Source organism: Agarivorans sp. Alg241-V36 (assembly GCF_900537085.1).
Classification (GTDB): Bacteria; Pseudomonadota; Gammaproteobacteria; order Enterobacterales; family Celerinatantimonadaceae; genus Agarivorans.
Genome location: NZ_UNRE01000004.1, coordinates 17,525 through 38,241 on the forward strand (window position 1 = coordinate 17,525; position 20,717 = coordinate 38,241).

15 protein-coding genes are annotated in these 20,717 nt (G+C 44.8%); 1 reads left to right on the forward strand and 14 read right to left on the reverse strand.

The features are described 5' to 3' along the window. Nucleotides 1-100 precede the first annotated feature (100 nt). From ispH to murJ, 6 genes are read right to left on the reverse strand one after another with little or no spacing between them, the layout of a single operon-like run. On the reverse strand, nt 101-1,045 hold the full coding sequence (gene ispH / locus G6R11_RS10015) for a 4-hydroxy-3-methylbut-2-enyl diphosphate reductase (protein WP_163132950.1): 945 nt from the start codon (nt 1,043-1,045) through the stop codon (nt 101-103). A 9-nt stretch (nt 1,046-1,054) separates the two neighbouring features. Continuing rightward, nucleotides 1,055-1,480, reverse strand: coding sequence for an FKBP-type peptidyl-prolyl cis-trans isomerase (fkpB, locus tag G6R11_RS10020; RefSeq protein WP_163132951.1), 426 nt, complete (start codon nt 1,478-1,480; stop codon nt 1,055-1,057). Further along, nucleotides 1,477-1,989 (reverse strand): signal peptidase II, encoded by a 513-nt coding sequence (gene lspA, locus G6R11_RS10025; RefSeq protein ID WP_163132952.1) that lies wholly within the window; start codon nt 1,987-1,989, stop codon nt 1,477-1,479. Before lspA ends, fkpB begins: the two co-directional genes overlap by 4 nt. Continuing rightward, complete coding sequence (gene ileS, locus G6R11_RS10030; RefSeq protein WP_163132953.1) at nt 1,982-4,813, reverse strand: isoleucine--tRNA ligase; 2,832 nt, start codon at nt 4,811-4,813, stop codon at nt 1,982-1,984. The genes lspA and ileS overlap by 8 nt, the downstream gene beginning before the upstream one ends. A gap of 20 nt (nt 4,814-4,833) precedes the next feature. Then, nucleotides 4,834-5,772: a bifunctional riboflavin kinase/FAD synthetase gene (ribF, locus tag G6R11_RS10035; RefSeq protein WP_163132954.1), complete on the reverse strand. Its 939-nt coding sequence runs from the start codon at nt 5,770-5,772 to the stop codon at nt 4,834-4,836. Between the two features lie 42 nt (nt 5,773-5,814). Continuing rightward, nucleotides 5,815-7,392 carry a murein biosynthesis integral membrane protein MurJ gene (gene murJ, locus G6R11_RS10040; RefSeq protein ID WP_163132955.1) on the reverse strand — a complete coding sequence of 526 codons (1,578 nt, stop codon included), beginning with the start codon at nt 7,390-7,392 and terminating at the stop codon, nt 5,815-5,817. A 238-nt stretch (nt 7,393-7,630) separates the two neighbouring features. Between murJ and rpsT the strand changes: the two genes are divergently transcribed. After that, a complete protein-coding gene (rpsT, locus tag G6R11_RS10045) occupies nt 7,631-7,891 on the forward strand; it encodes a 30S ribosomal protein S20 (RefSeq protein WP_152784499.1) in 261 nt (86 codons plus the stop codon). Nucleotides 7,892-7,956: 65 nt separating this feature from the next. Here the strand turns inward: rpsT and G6R11_RS10050 are convergent, their stop codons facing one another. The 8 genes from G6R11_RS10050 to rppH form a co-directional block, all read right to left on the reverse strand. Further along, nucleotides 7,957-8,250: a helix-turn-helix transcriptional regulator gene (locus G6R11_RS10050; RefSeq protein ID WP_163132956.1), complete on the reverse strand. Its 294-nt coding sequence runs from the start codon at nt 8,248-8,250 to the stop codon at nt 7,957-7,959. Nucleotides 8,251-8,388: 138 nt separating this feature from the next. Further along, the gene (locus tag G6R11_RS10055) at nt 8,389-12,645 is read right to left on the reverse strand and encodes a PKD domain-containing protein (protein ID WP_163132957.1); all 4,257 of its coding nucleotides are present in this window, start codon (nt 12,643-12,645) and stop codon (nt 8,389-8,391) included. 548 nt (nt 12,646-13,193) lie between these two features. Further along, on the reverse strand, nt 13,194-14,132 hold the full coding sequence (gene nhaR, locus G6R11_RS10060; RefSeq protein WP_163132958.1) for a transcriptional activator NhaR: 939 nt from the start codon (nt 14,130-14,132) through the stop codon (nt 13,194-13,196). Between the two features lie 65 nt (nt 14,133-14,197). Beyond that, nucleotides 14,198-15,421 carry a Na+/H+ antiporter NhaA gene (gene nhaA / locus G6R11_RS10065; RefSeq protein ID WP_163132959.1) on the reverse strand — a complete coding sequence of 408 codons (1,224 nt, stop codon included), beginning with the start codon at nt 15,419-15,421 and terminating at the stop codon, nt 14,198-14,200. 186 nt (nt 15,422-15,607) lie between these two features. Then, nucleotides 15,608-16,459: a thymidylate synthase gene (locus tag G6R11_RS10070; protein WP_163132960.1), complete on the reverse strand. Its 852-nt coding sequence runs from the start codon at nt 16,457-16,459 to the stop codon at nt 15,608-15,610. Beyond that, nucleotides 16,456-17,262 (reverse strand): prolipoprotein diacylglyceryl transferase, encoded by an 807-nt coding sequence (gene lgt, locus G6R11_RS10075; RefSeq protein ID WP_370525654.1) that lies wholly within the window; start codon nt 17,260-17,262, stop codon nt 16,456-16,458. The genes G6R11_RS10070 and lgt overlap by 4 nt, the downstream gene beginning before the upstream one ends. Nucleotides 17,263-17,346: 84 nt before the next feature. Next, nucleotides 17,347-19,614 carry a phosphoenolpyruvate--protein phosphotransferase gene (ptsP, locus tag G6R11_RS10080; protein ID WP_163132962.1) on the reverse strand — a complete coding sequence of 756 codons (2,268 nt, stop codon included), beginning with the start codon at nt 19,612-19,614 and terminating at the stop codon, nt 17,347-17,349. Nucleotides 19,615-19,617: 3 nt separating this feature from the next. Beyond that, entirely contained in the window at nt 19,618-20,157 is a 540-nt protein-coding gene (gene rppH / locus G6R11_RS10085) for an RNA pyrophosphohydrolase (RefSeq protein WP_163132963.1), read from the reverse strand. Nucleotides 20,158-20,717: the final 560 nt, after the last annotated feature.

Genomic DNA, 20,717 nt, shown 5'->3' on the forward strand with positions numbered 1-20,717 from the left:
CGTCCGATAGTTCTGCCTTTCGAATCGACCAATTACTTAGGGTATAGCGCAAAAAAGAAGGCTATGCCTTCTTTTTTAATTTAAATGAGAGTTAACTCAATTAGTTAGTTTGGGTAACGCGTAGCTCTGCGGGGACTTCAAAAATGGTGTTTTCTTCACGGCCTGGATTTTCGACAACTGTTACGCCGCCCATCGCCTTAAGGCCAGATACTACTTCTTGAACCAGTACTTCGGGTGCGGAAGCACCGGCGGTAACACCAATGCGGCTATCAGCTTTAAACCACTGACAGTTAATGTCGCTAACCCCGTCGATAAGGTAGGCAGCCGCGCCAGACTTCTCAGCTTTTTCGCGTAGCCGGTTAGAGTTAGAAGAATTTTTAGACCCCACCACCAATACCACATCAGACTTTTCTGCAAGATCTTTTACTGCATCTTGACGGTTCTGGGTAGCGTAGCAAATATCGTCTTTACGCGGTCCTTGAATCTCTGGGAAGGTATCACGCAGGGCGTCAATAATTGCCGAGGTATCATCAACAGACAGCGTGGTCTGAGTACAGTAAAACAGTTGCTCTGGTTTTTTTACCTGCAACTTAGCTACATCTTCTACAGTTTCTACTAAGTAAATACCACCGTCAGCGTTGTCATACTGGCCCATAGTGCCGTTTACTTCAGGATGGCCGTGGTGGCCAATCAAGATACACTCAATACCTTTACGGCTAGCGCGAGTGACTTCCATATGCACTTTAGTCACTAAGGGGCAAGTTGCATCAAAGATCTTAAGGTCACGTTGTTTGGCTTCTGCACGAACAGCTTGAGAAACACCATGAGCACTGAAAATGCAAATACTGCCTTCAGGCACATCGCTCAGTTCATCAACAAATTCTGCACCACGTTTACGCAAGCCATCTACCACGTAGCGGTTATGAACCACTTCATGGCGCACATAAATTGGCGCGCCAAACATCTCTAAAGCGCGTTCTACAATAGAAATGGCGCGATCTACACCAGCACAAAAACCACGAGGGTTAGCTAACAGTATTTCCACCATCGCTCCTTAATTAACCGCTAAGATTTCTACTTCGAAAATGACCGTTTGACCAGCTAAAGGATGATTAAAATCAACCGTTACTGAATCACCAGTTACTTCACGTACGATGCCCGGAATTTCACTTCCATCTGGTTGAGCAAAAGCAATAATGCTGCCTTCTTCGGCTGGCGCTTCATCACCAAATTTGCTGCGCTCAAAGTACTTGATGTTATCAGGATTACTTTGGCCAAAAGCCTGCTCAGCCGTGAGTTCAAACTGGCTTTTATCACCAGTTTTTAAACCCAGCAAACAAGTTTCAAAACCCTCAGTCAAACTTCCATCACCCATTACCAGTTGAGCAGGCTTTGGGTAGTTGTAGGTACTTTCGGCAATCGAGCCATCACTTAGCTTTAGAACGAAGTGCAGCTCTACTGTGCTTCCTTGCTGAATCATTTAGTGTCCTTGGTTTGTGGTGACAAAAAGCTATCTAATACCAATAGTACTGCCCCTACACAAATGGCTGAGTCTGCAACGTTGAATGAAGGCCAGTGGTAAGAGCCAACATAAAAATCGAGGAAGTCGATAACGTAACCAAACACAACTCGGTCAAATACATTGCCAATGGCTCCGCCAAGTACTAAGGCGTAAGCAATCGCTGGCCACTTTTGCTCGGCAGGCGTTTTTTTCATCCACCAAACCAATAAGCCACTTACAAATATGGCAATGGCAGTGAAAAACCAGCGTTGCCAGCCACCAGCATCACTTAAAAAGCTAAAGGCTGCGCCGTAATTGCGCACCGATACCAAGTTAAAGAATGGCGTTACAGCAAGCGATTCATACAAGTCGAAATTTTTGGCAATGGCAAACTTGGTAACTTGGTCGACAATGAACACCACCACACTTAGCCATAGCCAACGCAATCCAGTGCTGTTTGATTTACTCACTGTGGCTTCATTATGCATAACTACGAGACTCACCTTCACCGGCTACGTTGGTTACACAGCGACCACATAAACTTGGGTGCTCGGCGTTTTGGCCAACATCTTCACGGTGGTGCCAACAGCGGTCACACTTCGCACCACTTGCCACTTCTACCATTACTTTAAGATTATCAAGCTCGGTAGCAGCCGCGCTATCACTTGCCTCAGTCAGTGCTTGTAAGCTTACTTCTGAAGTAAGTAGAACAAAACGTAACTCATCGCCAAGCTGGCTGAGTACTTGTTCTAGCTTGCTATCTACATAAAGGGTTACTTTAGCTTCTAGCGTGCCGCCAATTTTCTTATCACGACGCGCTTGCTCAAGATTTTTATTTACTTCATCACGAATGGTGATCAATTGAGCCCAGAACTCATCGTTCATCTGGCGGTCTTGAGGAAGTGCAGTAAGCCCTTCGTACCAAGCTTCAGTAAATACAAATTCGCTACGCTCACCTGGCAGTGCCTGCCAGATTTCGTCAGCAGTAAAGCTTAAGATTGGCGCAATCCAACGAGTTAGCGCTTCAGCAATGTGGAATAGCGCCGTTTGACAAGAGCGACGCGCTAAGCCATCGGTTTTAGCGGTATATTGACGATCTTTAATGATGTCTAAGTAAAAGCTACCCAATTCGATAGAACAGAAGTGCATTAGCTTTTGATAAACAACGTGGAATTGGTATTGCTCGTAAGCTTCTACAATTTCTTGTTGAACAGCAGCCGCACGACCCACAACCCAACGATCAAGCTCTACCATATCTTCACTAGCAACCAAGTGCTGCTCAGGCTCAAAACCAGCTAGGTTAGCAAGCAAGAAGCGCGAAGTATTACGAATACGACGATAAGCATCGGCGCTACGTTTGAATACTTCATCCGATACACTCATTTCTGCAGTGTAGTTGGTTGATGCAATCCACAAACGCAGAATATCAGAACCTAGTTTGTTCCAAACATCTTGCGGAGCAATACCATTGCCTAATGATTTAGAAAACTTATGGCCATTAGCATCAACGGTAAAGCCGTGAGTAAGTACTTGCTGGTATGGTGCTTTACCATTAATCGCAGTAGCAATCATTAGCGAAGACTGGAACCAACCACGGTGTTGGTCAGAGCCTTCTAAATACATGTCTGCTGCTTGGCCGTTAAACTCTTCACGGGCTGCAACCACACTTGAATGAGTTGAACCTGAGTCAAACCATACGTCTAAGGTATCTTCTACCTTACGGTATTGCTCAGCATCATTACCCAACAGCTCAGTGGCATCTAAATCCCACCATGCTTGAATGCCACTTTGTTCAACACGTTTAGCCACTTCTTCCATCAGCTCTACTGCGCGAGGATGCAATTCGTTGGTTTCACGATGAACAAACAAAGCAATCGGCACGCCCCAAGTACGCTGACGCGAGATACACCAATCTGGACGATTCTCTACCATGCTTTCAATGCGGCTTTGGCCCCAATCTGGGATCCACTGGGTTTTCTCAATTTCTTGCATCGCTTGCTTACGCAAACCATTTTGATCCATGCTCACAAACCACTGCGGCGTAGCACGGAAAATGATTGGCGTTTTATGGCGCCAACAATGTGGGTAGCTATGACGGTAAGCGTGATGATGTAGAAGTGCGCCAGTTTCTTTTAATTTTTCAACTACGTTGTCGTTGGCTTTAAACACATGCTGACCACCAAAGAATTCGGTATCGGCAAGGTAAACACCATTGTCACCCACTGGGTTGGCAACTTCTAAGTCGTATTTTTGGCCTACCGCGAAATCTTCTTGACCATGGCCAGGTGCGGTGTGGACACAACCGGTACCAGACTCTGTAGTCACATGGTCACCTAAAATCACAGGAACTTCAAAATCGTAAAATGGGTGCTTAACTTTAATCAGTTCAAGCGCCTCACCTTGGCAGTAACCTAAAGCATGGAAATGCGTTGCACCAAAGCGCTCTACACACTCTTCCATCAAGTCACGCGCTAAAATTAAGCGCTCTTTGCCAGCTTCAGTTTCAATTTGTACCAATACATACTCAAGATGAGCATTTAAGGCCACCGCGCGGTTAGCAGGTAAGGTCCACGGCGTTGTAGTCCAAATTACCGCAGAGATAGGACCTTCTCCGGTCACGCCTTCTGGGTGATCAAACTTGGCCAATACTTGCGCGTCATCCACAGCGGTAAAACGCACGTCGATAGCAGGAGAGGTTTTATCTTCATACTCAACCTCTGCTTCTGCTAACGCACTGCCACAGTCGGTACACCAATGCACTGGTTTAGAACCTTGCAATAAGTGGCCGTTATCGATGATTTTGGCCAAAGCACGGATGATATTGGCTTCGGTATCAAAGTTCATGGTTAGGTAAGGATTTTGCCAATCACCTAGGATACCCATGCGGATAAAGTCTTTACGTTGCCCGTCAATTTGCTTAGCCGCGTAGTCACGACACTTTTGACGAAACTCAGCAGCGGTTACTTTTTTACCCGGCTTGCCAACTTTCTTTTCTACTTGCAGCTCGATAGGTAAACCGTGACAGTCCCAGCCAGGTACATAAGGAGAGTCGTAGTCTGACAAAGTCTTCGACTTAATGATGATGTCTTTAAGCACCTTGTTAACCGCATGGCCAAGGTGAATATTGCCGTTGGCGTAAGGAGGGCCATCGTGCAAAATAAAGCTCTTCTTACCCTTTTTGGCCTGTCTAATTTGGCCGTACAGATCCTTTTCGCTCCAACGCTTAAGCATTGCAGGTTCGCGGTTGGCTAAATTACCACGCATCGGAAATTCAGTATCAGGTAGATTAAGAGTATCTTTATAGTCGCTCATCGAATCACTTTTCCAGTCAATTACTCTGCAAGGCCATAGTAGGCTTTTGCACGCTTAATATCGAGATTCACCTGAGCTTTCAGTGCGTCAAGCGAATCAAATTTTTGTTCATCTCGTATTTTTAACTGCGGTTCAACCACTAAACGTTGGCCATACAGATTGGCATCAAACTCAAATAAATGAGCTTCCACCAATAAATCTTTTCCTGCGGCGGTTGGCCGCCAACCAATATTAGCAATGCCCGAAAAGCGATGCTCTGGCTGATGTTGCACGTAAGCTTTAACCGCAAACACCCCGTGTAAGGGGCATACGTGGCGCGCTACTTTTAAGTTTGCGGTGGCAAAACCTAACTGGCGCCCCAGTTTTTGGCCATGAATTACCTTGCCATTAAAGCTAAATTTTCTACCCAGTAATTGAGCCACGCTAGAAAAATCAGCCTCGGCCAAATGCTGACGCAATAAGGTACTGCTAACTCGTTGCTGGTTTAAACAAAACGAGTCTGTCGCAGTAAGCTCAAAGCCATACAGTTTTTTAGCGGCTTGCAGGCTAGCAAAATTGCCTTCGCGCCCTTTACCAAAATGGAAGTCATCTCCCACCGCTAGGTATTTAATACCCAATAACTCTACCAGTAACTGGCGGACAAAATAGTCGGCACTCTGTTGCGCAAACTCATGACTAAATCGCACTACCAATAAGCGGTCAACACCTAAGTTTTTTAGCTGTTGGTACTTATCGCGAAATCGGCTAATCCGAGCAGGCGCTTTATCTTTAGCAAACACTTCAAGCGGTTGAGGCTCAAATATCATAACCACAGCGGGCAAAGCACGCTGGCGAGCTTGTTCAACTAAACGCTTTATCACTTGTTGATGGCCTAAGTGCACACCATCAAAATTGCCAATACTTAATGCACAGCCATAGTGACGCGCTTTAATGTTGCGTATTCCGCGAATTAACTCCATTCCCGCGCCTATTTCGTCAAAAACCGACGGATTATAGCTTGTTTAGTCCGCAGTTACAGCCCCGAAACTGCTTTTCAAGTGCGCTAATCTTATCCCTAGGCAAAATAGCAAAACTAGGTAGCCTGCCACTGCCGCAGCAACACAGATTAAAAGTTGCCAAACGCTCTCTGCCCAAGTTAGGGCAAACCATTGTTCAGCCATGGGAGATAGCCACAAAATCAGCCCGCCCATTGCCAGTGACGCAGCCACAATTTTGGCTAAACACACTGTTGTTGCAGCACTAAGTTTGTAAACACCTTGTTTATATAGGCCACGATAAAGCAGGCTGGCATTCAATAGGGCTGACAGCGCTGTGGCAATGGCCAAACCAACATACCCATAAGGAATAGCAAAAATAAAGTTAAAGCCCATATTGCTCACCATGGCAATGATGCCAATTTTCACCGGTGTTTTGGTATCTTGTCGTGAGTAATAACCTGGCGCTAGCACCTTCACCAGCATGAAAAACAGCAATCCACCGCTGTAGGCCATTAAGCTGTATGAGGCGTTAAGCACATCTTGCTGATCAAAGGCACCACGCATAAACAGTACTTGTAAAATTGGCTGGCCTAACAAAGCTAAGCCCACTGTTGCTGGAACGCCTAAAAAGCAAACCATGCGTACAGCCCAGTCCATGGTTTGCTGAAACTGCTGCGGGCTTTTATCTACATGACGCTGCGAAAGGCTGGGTAATATCACTGTCGCAATGGCGATGCCAAATAAGCCGAGCGGAAACTCCAACAAGCGATCAGAGTAATACAACCACGATATAGAACCGGTGATGAGGAAGCTGGCGATTAAGGTATCTAGCAACAAGTTAATTTGGCTTACCGATACACCAAACAATGCCGGGATCATTAAGGTACGAATTTTCACCACACCGGGGTGCTTCCAACCCCAACTTGGCTTGCGCAACAACTTAAGCTTAAACAAGAACGGCAATTGAAATAGAAACTGAATTAAGCCGCCAAAGAAAACTCCCATAGCCAAGCCAACTTCTGGTTGCTCAAGCTTAGGTGAAACGAAAATAGCAAAACCAATCACCGCTACGTTTAGTAGCACTGGGGTAAAGGCCGCCACGGCAAAACGGCCAAAGGCATTAAGAATCGCGCCTGATAAACCTGTGAAGGTGACAAACCATAAATAAGGAAAGGTAATTTTTAATAAAAATGCCGACAACTCAAACTTTGCTGCATCAGGGCCATCATTTAACCAAGAGATAAACCAACCGGTGCCAAATAGTGCGGCAATCAAGGGCGAACCAATAACGCCGAATAAGGTAACAATGGTAACCGCCAAGCCCAGCGTGCCGCTAACTTTAGCCACAAGCTCTCTTACTTCGTCTTCAGAACTCTTTTGCTTGTATTCGGTAAGCACCGGGACAAATGCTTGGGCAAAAGCGCCCTCTGCAAATAGGCGGCGCAAAAAATTGGGAATTTTATTGGCAAAGAAAAATACATCGGCAGCAACACCCGCTCCCATTAAGTTAGCTATCACCACATCGCGAGCCAAACCTAATATGCGGGAAATCAGGGTCATGGCGCTAACAATGGCGCCAGATTTTAACAAGGTTTTACTCAATGCACTGTCCTGTTGCTAATTTACACAAATTCCTCTGCCCTAACATTAAAAATGCTGGTAGAATCGCGGCACAGTTTAACCGCCTATAAAGATCGATGCTACGATCATGACGTTTAGTTAGGTTTTCCTTGCTTTGATATTTATACTTGGTTAAAAATTGTTTGACATAAACATGAAAAACGGGCATATTCCACGGCCTTAAAATTCATAATTCCAAGACAAAGTTCAGGAGTTACACTTGGCTAATATTAAGTCAGCTAAAAAACGCGCTATCCAAGCTGAAAAGCGTCGTCAACATAACGCTAGCCGTCGCTCTATGATGCGCACTAATTTGAAAAAAGTTATTGCAGCTATCGAAGCAGGCGATAAAGAAGCAGCTACAGCAGCATACCAAGCCGCTCAACCTATTTTAGACCGTTACGCGTCTAAAGGTTTGATCAGCAAAAACAAAGCAGCTCGTCATAAGAGCCGCATTGTTGCGAAAATCAACGCACTTTAATTTAAAGCGCTTGATAAAAAAAACCGGCCTTAGCCGGTTTTTTTATATCTGCAGTTTAGTGCGGGTTACTTGCAATACAGCTCGTGAAGCTTCCCTAGCACCGCTTTAGCCTCATCACTGGCTATTGAGTAGTAAATGGTTTGAGACTCCTTACGAGTGCTCACAAGCTGATCTTTTCGCAACCATGCTAAATGTTGAGATAAAGCAGACTGACTTAAGGTTACCCTTTGATTCAGCTCGCCTACCGTTAACTCCCCTTCCACCAAGTGGCATAAAATCATTAAACGGCTTTCATTAGCTAGGGCCTTTAATAACTTTAATGCAGGTTCGGCATTTTTTTGCATGTCTTGAATGTTCATCTTTCTACCTACTAACTCACTTAGGCCAAACTATACGTGAATTGGCTATAGCTCGCTAGGTTAATGCACAGGACTTGGCTTTTAGCACAACCACAAAAAAGCCGCAGTTAAGCGGCTTTAATTGAGCAAAGCAATGTCTTACTGAGCAATGATTCGATATTGCAAAGTCGCATCGTTGACTTCAACAACATAGCTTCCAACAATACCAGTGAAAATATCACCACCGGTTTGCTCAAGCGTGCCGTCGTTGTTGTTGTCACCATAGTTCGTTGACCAATCTCCGTTTAGATCAAACTTAAAACGTTGATTATTCTGGCCATCAAAGTCTACGCTAACTTGCCAAGTATTGTTTGCCACTAATGACATCGCCGAGGTTTGCCAAGCGTTAGCTGTACCACGGAAATACAATTGCTCGAAGTTACTGGTGAAATTAGCGTTAGGGTCAATGACCTCAACCACCACTGAGGCTTGCGCCGTTTTACCGCCATCATCCGTAACGGTTAAACCGATACTGTTAGAGCCTGCAGTATTATAGGTAACGGTGGTGGTTTCGCTGGTATCACCATTACTCCACAAATAGCTGGCAATAACCCCATCGCTGTCACTGGATCCCGCAGCACTATAGGTGATGCTTTGGCCAATATCGACTTGGGTTGTCGAAGCTCCAATTATCGCGTTTGGCGCTTGGTTAGCGTTAAGCTCAGTAATGCTGTAAGCCAAGGTTTGGTCATTCACTTCTAACAAGTAAGAACCCACCACATCGGTGAAGATATCCCCCCCAGTTTGCTCTAGAACTCCATCACTATTGGTATCACCGTAGTTTTGGGTCCAATCACCGCTCACATCTAACTTAAAGCGTTGCTCAGCTTGGCCGTCAAAATCAATCACAGCTTGCCAAGTATTATCCGCCACTAAATCCATGGCTGTTGTTGCCCAACCATTGGCAGTACCGCGGAAATAGAGCTGATTAAAGTTCTTAGCTTTCTCATCACTTTCAACACTTAACACGGCTTCTGCTGTTGCAGCAGCGCCTTCGTTGTCGGTTACCGTTAAGCTAATAGTTTGGCTGGCATTCACAACTACCGAAATCGAGCTAGTGGTTGCACCGGTGCTCCACAAGTAACTGGCAATTGAGCCATCTTCATCGCTTGAGCCTGCACCATCTAAAGTGACAGTAGTACCTGCTGCAACAGTTTGATTAGCAGGAGAAATACTCGCAACCGGTACTTTATTCGGGATTACCGTTAGGGTTACCGAGCTAGTAGCTGTTTTTCCTTGGTTGTCGGTAACGGTTAGGCTAATTGTTTGGGTATCATTAACAGTTACAGAGATCGACTCAGTAGATTCGCCTGTACTCCAACTGTAGCTAGCAATACTGCCGTCACTATCGCTAGAACCAGCACCACTTAAAGTAACAACAGTGCCTTTTGCTACCGATTGACTAGCAGGGCTAATTACTGCAACAGGCGCATTGTTGCCATCTAAACCATCAGGAATACCAGCAACAATTGCACCACCAGCTACGTTCCAGTCACCTTCGTCAATCTGGTAATTTTGACCACCGTTATTATCCCAAGCACCACTACAGTTATTGGTTACAAACTCTAGTTGGTTACCGTCTTCTAAATCAACGGTCAGGCTATACCAGTTATCACCCAAGCTTTGCATTGGTTCGCCAGGAGCGGTGGTCCAAGTTACTGTTCCATCTACAGAATAGTGCAAGCAAACTTGTCCCCAACCATTGGTATCTTGGTAATACAAGGTACTGGTTACAGATTGTCCGATAATTCGATAGGTCACACTGGTAGAAGCTTGTTGGCCAACGCTATCGGTAACAACTACCGAAATAGTAGTACGCTCGTTTAAGGTGACAGTAATGGAAGGGCTAGTTTCACCAGTACTCCATAAGTAGCTAGCAATTGGACCTTCTTCATCACTAGAACCGGCTGCACTTAAGGTAACAACCGTTCCTAACTCAACCTCTCCACCACTAGCGTCAATAAGCGCCGTAGGACGTTTATCACCCACCACTACATTGTCGGTAAAGAACATCGCTTCACCAGCAATAGCGCCATTTACATCTTCAACGGTTTTACCGCCAACGCTGCTAAATTGACCAGCGCCTACGTAAACTTGTTGGATCTCAGAGCGGCTTACGTTGCCTTTAGCGTCAGTTGCTTCAATGTAATAATCCAGCAACTGCTCTTGGTATTGGTCAATGTAGGTGAAGTACATGTTGCCGATTTTCTCAGCGGGTACAACTTCAAACATCTCTTTACCAGAAGGCTGCCAATCCACTCCATTCATATCACCGTTTAAGTCACGTTCGGTCATACTAAAGGTTTGCCATTCGCCAACCCGAGATGGGTCTACGTTAGGGTCGCCAGCATGCGCGCTTGGGTCGTAAAGCTTAAAGGTTTTATCGGTAGCAGTAGCCCACTTGTCTTTATGAACACGCACCTTAACTTTAATGTCTTGAATACCGCTTACGTCATAACCGTAGGTGTAAATCGCAAACTTGGTGTCGGCATATACGGTTGCCCAACCTTCCGCTTTACTTGAGTTAGCACTACCTGGGTTATAAGGATAGCGTTGTGGCCACCAAACAGAGGGGCCTGTTTTGTCTTGACCAAGGTTTGCTTCAACGTAAGGGGTAGTAAAGTGCAACGATTGGTTAAACGAAATAGTAGGTTTTACCCCATCATCAACGTTTTCATCGTAGTAACCAAAGCCCGAGTCGATTGAAGCCATTAAGAAGTACCAACCCAACTCTGCTGGGTTTGCACCGCCGGCATAGTTGTTCGCCTCATCGCCCTTAACTGGGTAAGACATCATCCAAGGGTTAAGCTGGTTGCCTGGGTAAGTGACTTCGTTATCCCGAGCGGTAGACGGGCTCCAATAGTTTGGATTATTGTCTAACCAAATTTGCTCTGCTGTTTTGGCATAGTTTTCAGCCGCTTGCAGTAAAGCAAAGTTACGCTCAAGATAATGGTAACCTAACTCTAGCGATACCATGTGCTCACGAGTGGCCACAAAATCAGTGCCATTCACGGTATTAAAGTCGGCCATTTGACCACGCCATACACCCATTGGGATATGCCAGTGGTACCAAGTTGGATCAGCAGACGAATCACGTGTATCAATCCAAGAACCGTCTTGAACATGCACAATGTCATCAGCGGGAATTGGGTAAGCTTTTAGGTATTCATCAACCCCCATACCTCGAACCGAACTATCAGCATAAGTAACATTGCCAGAGTTAGCCCAAGTGCCGCCATCACCAGCGCGGCCAGAGGAGTTATCGCCATCATGTGCAATGGTGAAATACTGAGTACGACCCAATGCTGCTGCGTCGCCCTCAAAGGCTTTTAGTACATCGGCAGTAATAGAGCCTTGATAACCCTCTTCCCAAGAGCTGGCTTGCTCTACAGGAATACCGGCTACTTTATGCTGCTCACCGGTTTCCGGATCAATGTATTGAACCCAGTGCGGAATAGACGCAAACGGGAACTTGTTATAAGTCACCTGCTGCTCATTGAACATATGTAGCTCTGTCCAAGCACCTACGTTACTCTCATTCTGTAAGTCGGCGCGGTTAGGCGGCGAAATCAAAGTATCTTTACCCGGATCATTTAAGTAAGGGTAGTCACGCAAAGTTCGAGAATAATGCACATTCCCGAGTACCGACCATTCAATACCCAACTTGGTTAATACTGGAATAATTCGCTCAGAAAAACCTAATTCGGTGGGGAAAAAGCCTTTAGATGATTTAAACGAATCACCCAGGAAGTAGTCCTGCGCTAAGGTAACATTTTGGTAGATAAGATCTTTTAAGAAATAGTCATTACCTACTAATGGTCCCATGGTGTGGTGACCAGAAAAGTGGATGGTATCTAGAGCATTATAACCGCCACTGGTTTTAGTACCATTTTGGGTATCACGCCAGTAAGCGCCCCAACCTAAATTGTAACCGTCTAAATTACCTAACTCGCCAAAACTCTGCACATTGTTAATCACTGATGCAGACATGGTGACATGCGTTTGGCTTTGCGGGTGGTTACCATTGTTGTTTCTGGCCGTATCCATTGGCCAGCTCAGATAAGCGCCTTTTTTAGCGTGATGCTGATAATAAGATACCAAGTCATCATGCGGCATGGGCGCACCGCTGCCAGGAATATAGAACGTGTAGTTTGCTGGAGGGTTGTTTTTAAGGTTAATGACTTGGCCGTCGTAGGTATACCGAATTGGATCACCTACAGCTAAACCTTCGTATTGGCTTACATCGTAGTAAGGCCAAAAATTTGGCATGTGGTTATGGTAGATATGGGTTGCTGCAATTTCCGCTTGCGCAGAGATCGACGCAGCCACCATACTTAAGGCGAACACCTTTTTCATGATTGCTTCCTTTCCCGCACTCGTAGCTCTCAAGCCACTAATACGCTTTACTCGCTGATTAAAATGCAGAAGCCAAACATGGGAAGTTTAGTGTTAACCGTATTTTTGTTGCCCTACTACCGTTTGTTTCTGCGCTCAGATGCTAAATAGCATCACTCGCCAAACTCAGTTGAGATGGTCTGGTTTAGCGAGGCTTCTGTACAACAGCTCGATGAAAGGATGCTTATATTTGCTACCGCGACAAAGAGTTACCAGAAACATTCTTGCAGGTTAGTACTTGCTAACCCTTATAATTATTTTACCTACTCAACTTAAACATTATTTTTTAAATTCGCCCAAGCTTAGTAGGATATTCTGTAATCTAGCGTAGCGCTAAGACGATGAATAATTAAGCAAGCAGAGCGTTAAACATGCGTTAGTTCAAACAAATAACCTGGTCGAACCGGTTTATTTGATATAAATCACAATAGGATTAGGTTTCTACAAGGGAATATAAAAGCCAAGCCTGATAGTTAAGTATTATGAATCTAGCTTGCTTGGCTTAGTGCTTATTTTGAGCTGAAGTTTAGAATGGCATCAACGTTTTGTAGCTGCTGCTCTCCCGAAAACAAGGGAGAAAAGTCGCTGTTACATAGCTGTTTAACCGAGGGGTGTTGAATCATACGCTCAGCAAATAATACGTGATACTCCTCGCTTAGGTCATGAGTAACACCGAGCAAACGGGTATTAGGGTTAGCCAAGATCTCTTCGGTATAAATAGCTGGTGCAACAAAAATACCATCGGTATAGGCGCCAAATGCCTTCATTAATGCTGCATCATCAAACTCGCCCAATACCGAGACCTTTAAACCCAATTCATCAAACCAAGTCCAAAGCTTTCTTCCCAAAGAACTGCGCCGTCCCGGAAGTAACAAACTGCGCTGTTCTAAACAGGCAGGAAATGGCAGCAAAGACATTGGCTCGTTAGCAAAAAATGCAATTCCGCTTTCTCCCAATTTTTTGCTAAGTACGCCGTCTTGCTGCGCGTTGTCTAAGCCGCAATCAGACAAAATCATATCAAGCTTGTGCTCGGCCAATTGTGATAACAACAGCTCGTGAGTTGACTCAACACAACGCAAACGGATATTGCCATCAGGCGGGACAGCCGATAATAAAATTCGACTGGCTAAGCGCTTAGATAAAGCATCGGCCACGCCCACTTCAAACAGCAGTTTTTCTTGCTGAGAGTAGTTAACAATATCCAACATCTCATAGCTAAGACTAAACATGCGGTCTGCATATTTGTAGACCAATTGGCCCAATTCGGTAGGGGTAATCTTAGGACCACGGCGAATAAACAACTCGCCGCCTAAACGCTGTTCTAACTGCTTGATTTGTCCAGTAACGGTTTGTGGAGTAAGAAACAGTGCTTCTGCCGCCGCGGTAACAGAGCCGCGTTTATAGGTCATCCAGAAGTAGTAAAGATGATTGTAATTTAAGTGTGACATACCTTACCTAATAGCAAACCCCTTAACGGGGTTTGCTTAAACAGGGTACAGCCTTCACTTATCAATTACACAGAAGACGTACTCAATGTATTGGTTTTGCCTTGCTCTTGCTCGGCAATTTTAGCGGCTTCTTCACGGGTAGACCAATGAAGTAAACCATAGCCAATTAGGGCTGCAGTTACCGACCCCGCCAATATAGCTAATCGCGACAAGCCTATCAAATCGGTTTGCCCAGCAAAGGCTAAAGACGAAATGAAAATAGACATAGTGAAACCAATACCACAGAGCATTGAAGTAGCCAACAATTGCATATTATTGGAACCCTCAGGCAGTTTTGCCCAACCCGCTCGAATAGCCAAACGGCTACAGGTATAAATACCCAGGGGTTTACCCACTAACAAACCTAGAATTACACCAAGCGCTAACGGACTCTGGAAGCTCTCTAAGCTAATACCTTCTAATGGAACACCAGCGTTGGCAAAGGCGAATACAGGAACAATGAAAAAGCTCGATGCTGGATGTAAAGCATGCTCTAACTTCTTCAACGGAGAACCGCCAGAGTTTGCTTTAATTGGAATCATAAAGCCGACAATAACACCTGCTAAAGTGGCATGAACGCCAGACTTAAGCACCGCAACCCAAAGCACTAAACCAAGCAGCATATAAGCGCTTAGCCCGCTATGCCCACGACGGTTGAGTAACCAGAGTCCTACAGTAGCAGCCACTGCCCAAACTAGCGGCATAATCGCTACTTCACTGGTGTAGAACAAGGCGATAACTACAATAACGCCTAGGTCATCGGCAATCGCGAGTGCTAGCAGGAACACTTTTAAACTAGCTGGTACTCGCTTACCTAACAAGGCCATGACACCTAAAGCAAAAGCAATATCGGTTGCCGCAGGAATAGCCCAACCCTTAGCTAACTCGCCATCACCTATGTTAAATAGTAGGTAAACAGCGGCAGGTACAACCATACCACCCACAGCAGCCACTACCGGTAATAGGGCACGCTCTTTTGAAGATAACGCGCCTTCTACTAGCTCGCGTTTAACTTCCAAGCCAATGACTAGGAAGAATATGGCCATTAAGCCATCGTTAATCCAAAGTAATAAGGGCTTATTTATATCTAGCTCCGCGATACGAACTTGGAAAGGCGTATCGAGAAAAGCAAAATAGGCAGGTGATAGCAAATTACTGTTTGCCATAAACATGGCTACCACAGCGGCAAGCATAAGTAAGATACCGCCAGCAGCTTCCATTCTTAAGAAACGTTCAAGAAATGATTTCATAACAGCTCACTGAGAAAAATTAAGCCATTATTTTACTGAGTAGGAGTTTAAAACATATTCACTTGTAATTGCGCTTACTATCGGAAAAACCGAGTATAAGTAAAACATACCAAGGTTTGAATGTTAGATAATACAAATATAGTTAGATCGACCAAGTACCACAGCACTTGGTCGACTTACTGTGCTTTACACCGAAAATGGGTAAGCGATAGGGTCGTGGAACTGGTAATCAGTCACTTCAAAGTCATCCAGTGTTACCCACGTTTCTAAGTCTTCTAAAGACTTAATCTTTGGATTGATATGTAACTTAGGTGCAGCAAACGGTTCACGCTTTAGCTGAACGTCTCTCATCAATTCCAGCTGATCTTCATAGATGTGGGCATTAACAATTTTGTGATAAGCCTTACCAGGTTTATGACCAGTGATTTGTGCCATCAAAGCCAAGAAAGTGTAGACCTGAATTTGGTTAAAATTCTGCCCAAGCGGCACATCACAAGAACGTTGGGAGGACGTAAGGTAAAGTGTGTCACCCACTAAAGAAAAGGTATGCGTGTGCATACAAGGGCGCAAACAGCCTAAGTGAAATTCACCAGGGTTATAAAAGGATAGTATTTCACCGCGATCATCAATGCCATTAGATAAGTCATCAACAATTTTCTTAAGCTGGTCCACCGAGCCGCCTTCTGGCTTGCGCCAAGAGCGGCCTTGTACACCGTAAACCCGCCCCATGTCATTTTCGCCTTTACGGGCTGGGTTGCTCAACCACGCTTCGTTTTCGTTAGCGTTAGCCAACCAAGTAGGCGTGCCAAGTGCCTTAAAATCGGCAGCATTATCCAAACCGCGAATATAACCAAGTAGCTCGGCAATTGCGGCTTTCCAATAGCTTTTACGGGTAGTCACTAGCGGGAATTCGTTATTAGCAACATCATATTCAAGATCAGCATTAATTACCGTTAAACAACGCTTACCGGTACGTTTGTTTTCAATCCAAGTGCCTTCATCAACAATGCGTTGGCATAGGTCTAAATACTGTTTCATGCTTTACTCTCTTTGGTGTTGCGACGATAGGCCCAAGTGATAAATAAGGCGCCAAATATAATCATAGGCAACGACAAAATTTGTCCCATGCTCATACCTAAACTTAACAACCCTAAATGGCTGTCGGGCTCTCGGAAAAACTCAATAATGAAGCGGAAGCTACCATAGCCCAGCAAGAACGCACCAGAGATAGCCCCCATTGGCGGCTTGCGTTTGACATAAACCAATAAAATCACCAGCAGCAATACACCTTCTAAGGCAAACTCATAAAGCTGCGATGGGTGCCTAGCTACCAAGCCACCACTTGGGAAAACCATTCCCCAAGGCATATCGGTTGCACGCCCCCATAGTTCGCCATTCATAAAGTTGCCGAGTCGCCCTGTGGCTAAGCCAAAGGGGATTAATGGCGCAATAAAGTCAGCAACCGTGAAAAAGTGACGCTTAGTGCGGTGAGCAAACCACATCATGGCGGTAATTACACCTAACAAACCACCGTGGAATGACATGCCGCCAGTCCAAATTTTGAATAGGTATAAAGGATCATCTAAAAACTGCGGAAACTGATAGAACAGCACGTAACCAATACGGCCGCCTATAATCACACCGACGAAACCATAGAAAAGCAAATCACTAACTTCGGCGCGTGTCCAACCGCTACCGGGCTTATCGGCCATACGGTTGCCTAACCACATCGCAAATAAAAAGCCAAATAAGTACATTAAACCGTACCAGCGTACGTCTAATGGACCGATGCTAATCGCAATCGGATCAATCTCAGGAAATTGCAAAGGTGTAGACACGATAATTTGCTCTATTTAGGGAATAAAAAGAATGGGCATTTTGCAGTGAAAGTTGCCATGAAACAAGCTTTGACTCATGGCAAAACATTAATGTTTACTAACACGTACCAATTGCGACAAGTTCTGCTTCTTCAGGTACTCATACAATAAACTGTAGATAGCCGAACCACTTTGGCTTTGCAGGATTTGCTCTCGCAAAGCACTTAAGTCATTAAGGTTTACATGGCGAATTATGTACTTAATTTTGGCTAAGTTAAAACTCGACATACTTAAGCGGCGGTATCCTAATGCCAAAACCAGCAACGCGCCAACGGGCTCACCCGCTAGCTCACCACAAAAGCTTACCGGAGTATTATGTAAGTTAGCTTGCTCAATAATTTGCTTTAATGCGCGAACCACAGCCGGATGGAAAGTATCAAACAGCTCTGCAACGCGGGTATTGTTTCTATCTACTGCTAATAAGTACTGGGTTAAATCGTTGCTGCCTACCGACCAAAAGTCGACCCGCTGGGCTAACTCTGGCAACAAAAACAATACCGAAGGCACTTCTAACATCACACCATGCTTTGGCCGCTCTGGTGGCTCGCGCAAATCTAGTTCATCAACCACTTCAGCCCAGGCTTGCTCTAGCAAACGCGAGGCTTCGTCTACCTCATTAAGGCAACTTATCATCGGCAACATAATGCTCAAATTTCCGCATTCGATGGCGGAGCGATACATCGCCCTTGCCTGCACCAAAAATATCTCTGGATGATCAAGGGTTAAGCGAATGCCACGCCAACCTAAAAATGGGTTTTCTTCCACAATAGGGAAATACGGAAGCTGCTTATCGCCGCCAACATCAAGGGTGCGCATACAAACATCTTTCCCACGATAGCTATTTAGAATATCGCGATAACGGACAAACTGTTCGTCTTCAGAGGGAAAGCGATCCTGCATCAAAAATGGTACTTCGGTACGATACAAACCCACGCCATCGGCACCCGCATTTATCGCAATGTCGCTATCGGCACTAAGGCCAGCATTAATCAACATTTCAACGTTTTCACCGTCGATACTTACGGCAGGTTTATCTAAATCTTGCTGAACTAAACTATTTAGCTCACTCTCTTGGGCTAATAATGCAATGTACTCATCACGAACAATTTTGTCTGGCTCAACAAATAGCTCACCGGAATAGCCATCTAAAATAAGCTCGCAGCCGCGCAACTTATTAACATTAAAACTTAAACCCATTAAGGCAGGAATGCCCATGGCGCGCGCTAAAATAGCTGCGTGCGAATTTGCCGCGCCTCGCTGAGAAATAACCCCGGCCAGAAACTTACGCGGGATTTTAGCAAACATAGTGGCCGTCACTTCTTCCGCAACCACTATCACCGGCTCACTAGGAATGACTTCCGCACTAGGCCCTAACTCCAGCGCATGCAATAAACGTAAACCAACATCTTTTACATCCACCGCCCGCTCTTTTAAGTAGGGGTCGTTCATTTCTTCAAACTGTTGCACATAGTGTTCTATCACTAAACGCAGCGCGCCTTCGACCTGATAACCCTCATTAATTTTGCGGCGAATATCTCCAGCTAAACTGGCATCAGCCAACATGTGTTGATAAACATCGAAAATGGAGGCGACATCTTTGGGCAACTGCTCAGACAGCTTAATCGCTAAACTATGAAATTCGTCTCGAGTAATCTCTAAGGCAACATCAAAGCGTTGTAATTGATGCTCGCTGTCCTCAGCTTTCTCTACGACTTGCTGTTCTAAGGCTCCGGTAGAGCGATTTATCCAGGCCTTAGCAATGGCAATCCCACTGGAGCTAGAACCGGCCTTAATGGCTTCAGTCCACTTATGTTTGGTAGGTTCTTGTAACACCGTTTGAAAATCGGTATTGGCTAATACCCCAGCTAAATGCGCAGCCAAAGTGACTAAAAACGATTCTTCACTTTGGTCAAAACTGCGGGTTTCTGATTGCTGAACAACCAATACACCCAATACTTTTCGCTGATGGGTTATTGGGGTACCAAGAAATGAAAAGAAACCGTCTTCGGCGGTTTCTGGAAGATATTTAAAATGCGGGTTTAAGCGAGCGTCGGCTAGGTTAATCGGCTCTTCACGAACGGCAACTTGACCCACCACCCCTTCACCTAAGGGCATAATAGCTTTGCCAACAGCTTCGCTGGCAAGACCATGAGTTGCTCGCAGCACTAGATTTTGCTGCTGCGAGTCCATAACGTATACCGAGCAACAATCGGTATGCATAGTGAGGCGAATCTTTTCAACTAAGATAGCTAAAGCACTGTCGAGAGTATCGGCATTGCTTACCTGTTCAACAATGGCGCGTAACTCTCCTAACACTTACTAAGCTCCTTTTCGCTTTTTATAACGCCGGCGTTTATCTTTGCCTTGGTGTTTCTCCGAGCGGTTAAACGGCATGGCTGCAGTTACAAACTCTTTTAATGCTCGGCGATAAACCTCCCGCTTAAAAGACACTACCTGCCTTACGGGATACCAATAACTCACCCAACGCCAATCATCAAACTCTGGGTGGCCACAGCGATCAAATTTTATATTAGATTCTTTGCCCACTAAGCGGAGCAAAAACCATTTTTGCTTTTGTCCGATACAAACCGGCGGACTATCCCAACGAATTAAGCGCTTTGGTAATTTATAACGCAGCCAATGTCTGGTTGTTGCTACAATCTTTACATCTTGCGGCAACAAGCCGACTTCTTCATGTAACTCACGATACATCGCTTGTTCAGCAGACTCTCCCTCGTCCACGCCTCCCTGAGGGAACTGCCATGAATGTTGACCATATCTACGTGCCCATAAAACTTGGCCACGCTGATTACAAATAACGATGCCTACGTTGGGACGATAACCATCCCCATCAATCACTGAAACAACCTTCAGCTAAAAAACTATAGATAAACTGATTCTTTCACAGAATCACAAGCGCGGCAAATACGCCTATCACAAAGGGAGTAAATTGTAATAACGCAGGTTTAATTAAAGTTATTCGACTTATCTGTGAGAAATCCTGTGCATAACTTGGGTTAAACCTCCTATAGACAAATTAAAAGTTCTAACCCGCTCAAAAAACACCCCAAACAAACTTCATAAAAAACATTAAAAACAAAGAGTTAAATATAAACAGTCTTAATAAGTGTTATTTTCAACAGGTTAAAACTGTTTATAAGTCATAGCGTTTAAAAAACACACAGTTCTAGATTATGGGCCAAGCGGAGACATTTTTTGACCAAAAATAAACCAACCTTGACTAAAAAGTATAATTCTGTGAATAAAATACAAGTTAATAACAATGGAGAAGAGTTATCCCTAGTTTATGTGGACAAAGCTGTTAGTAAACTCACATTAGTTATGAATAACGCACAGCACAAGTTAACCAGCCCTATAGTCAGTAATAAAAATCCTTTTTAAACATAGCCTTAGCTATA

Coding starts and splice junctions, on each gene's coding strand:
- fkpB (WP_163132951.1), bottom strand. CDS start 1,480: ATGATTCAGCAAGGAAGCACAGTAGAGCTGCACTTCGTTCTAAAGCTA.
- lspA (WP_163132952.1), bottom strand. CDS start 1,989: ATGCATAATGAAGCCACAGTGAGTAAATCAAACAGCACTGGATTGCGT.
- ileS (WP_163132953.1), bottom strand. CDS start 4,813: ATGAGCGACTATAAAGATACTCTTAATCTACCTGATACTGAATTTCCG.
- ribF (WP_163132954.1), bottom strand. CDS start 5,772: ATGGAGTTAATTCGCGGAATACGCAACATTAAAGCGCGTCACTATGGC.
- G6R11_RS10050 (WP_163132956.1), bottom strand. CDS start 8,250: ATGAACATTCAAGACATGCAAAAAAATGCCGAACCTGCATTAAAGTTA.
- G6R11_RS10055 (WP_163132957.1), bottom strand. CDS start 12,645: ATGAAAAAGGTGTTCGCCTTAAGTATGGTGGCTGCGTCGATCTCTGCG.
- nhaR (WP_163132958.1), bottom strand. CDS start 14,132: ATGTCACACTTAAATTACAATCATCTTTACTACTTCTGGATGACCTAT.
- nhaA (WP_163132959.1), bottom strand. CDS start 15,421: ATGAAATCATTTCTTGAACGTTTCTTAAGAATGGAAGCTGCTGGCGGT.
- G6R11_RS10070 (WP_163132960.1), bottom strand. CDS start 16,459: ATGAAACAGTATTTAGACCTATGCCAACGCATTGTTGATGAAGGCACT.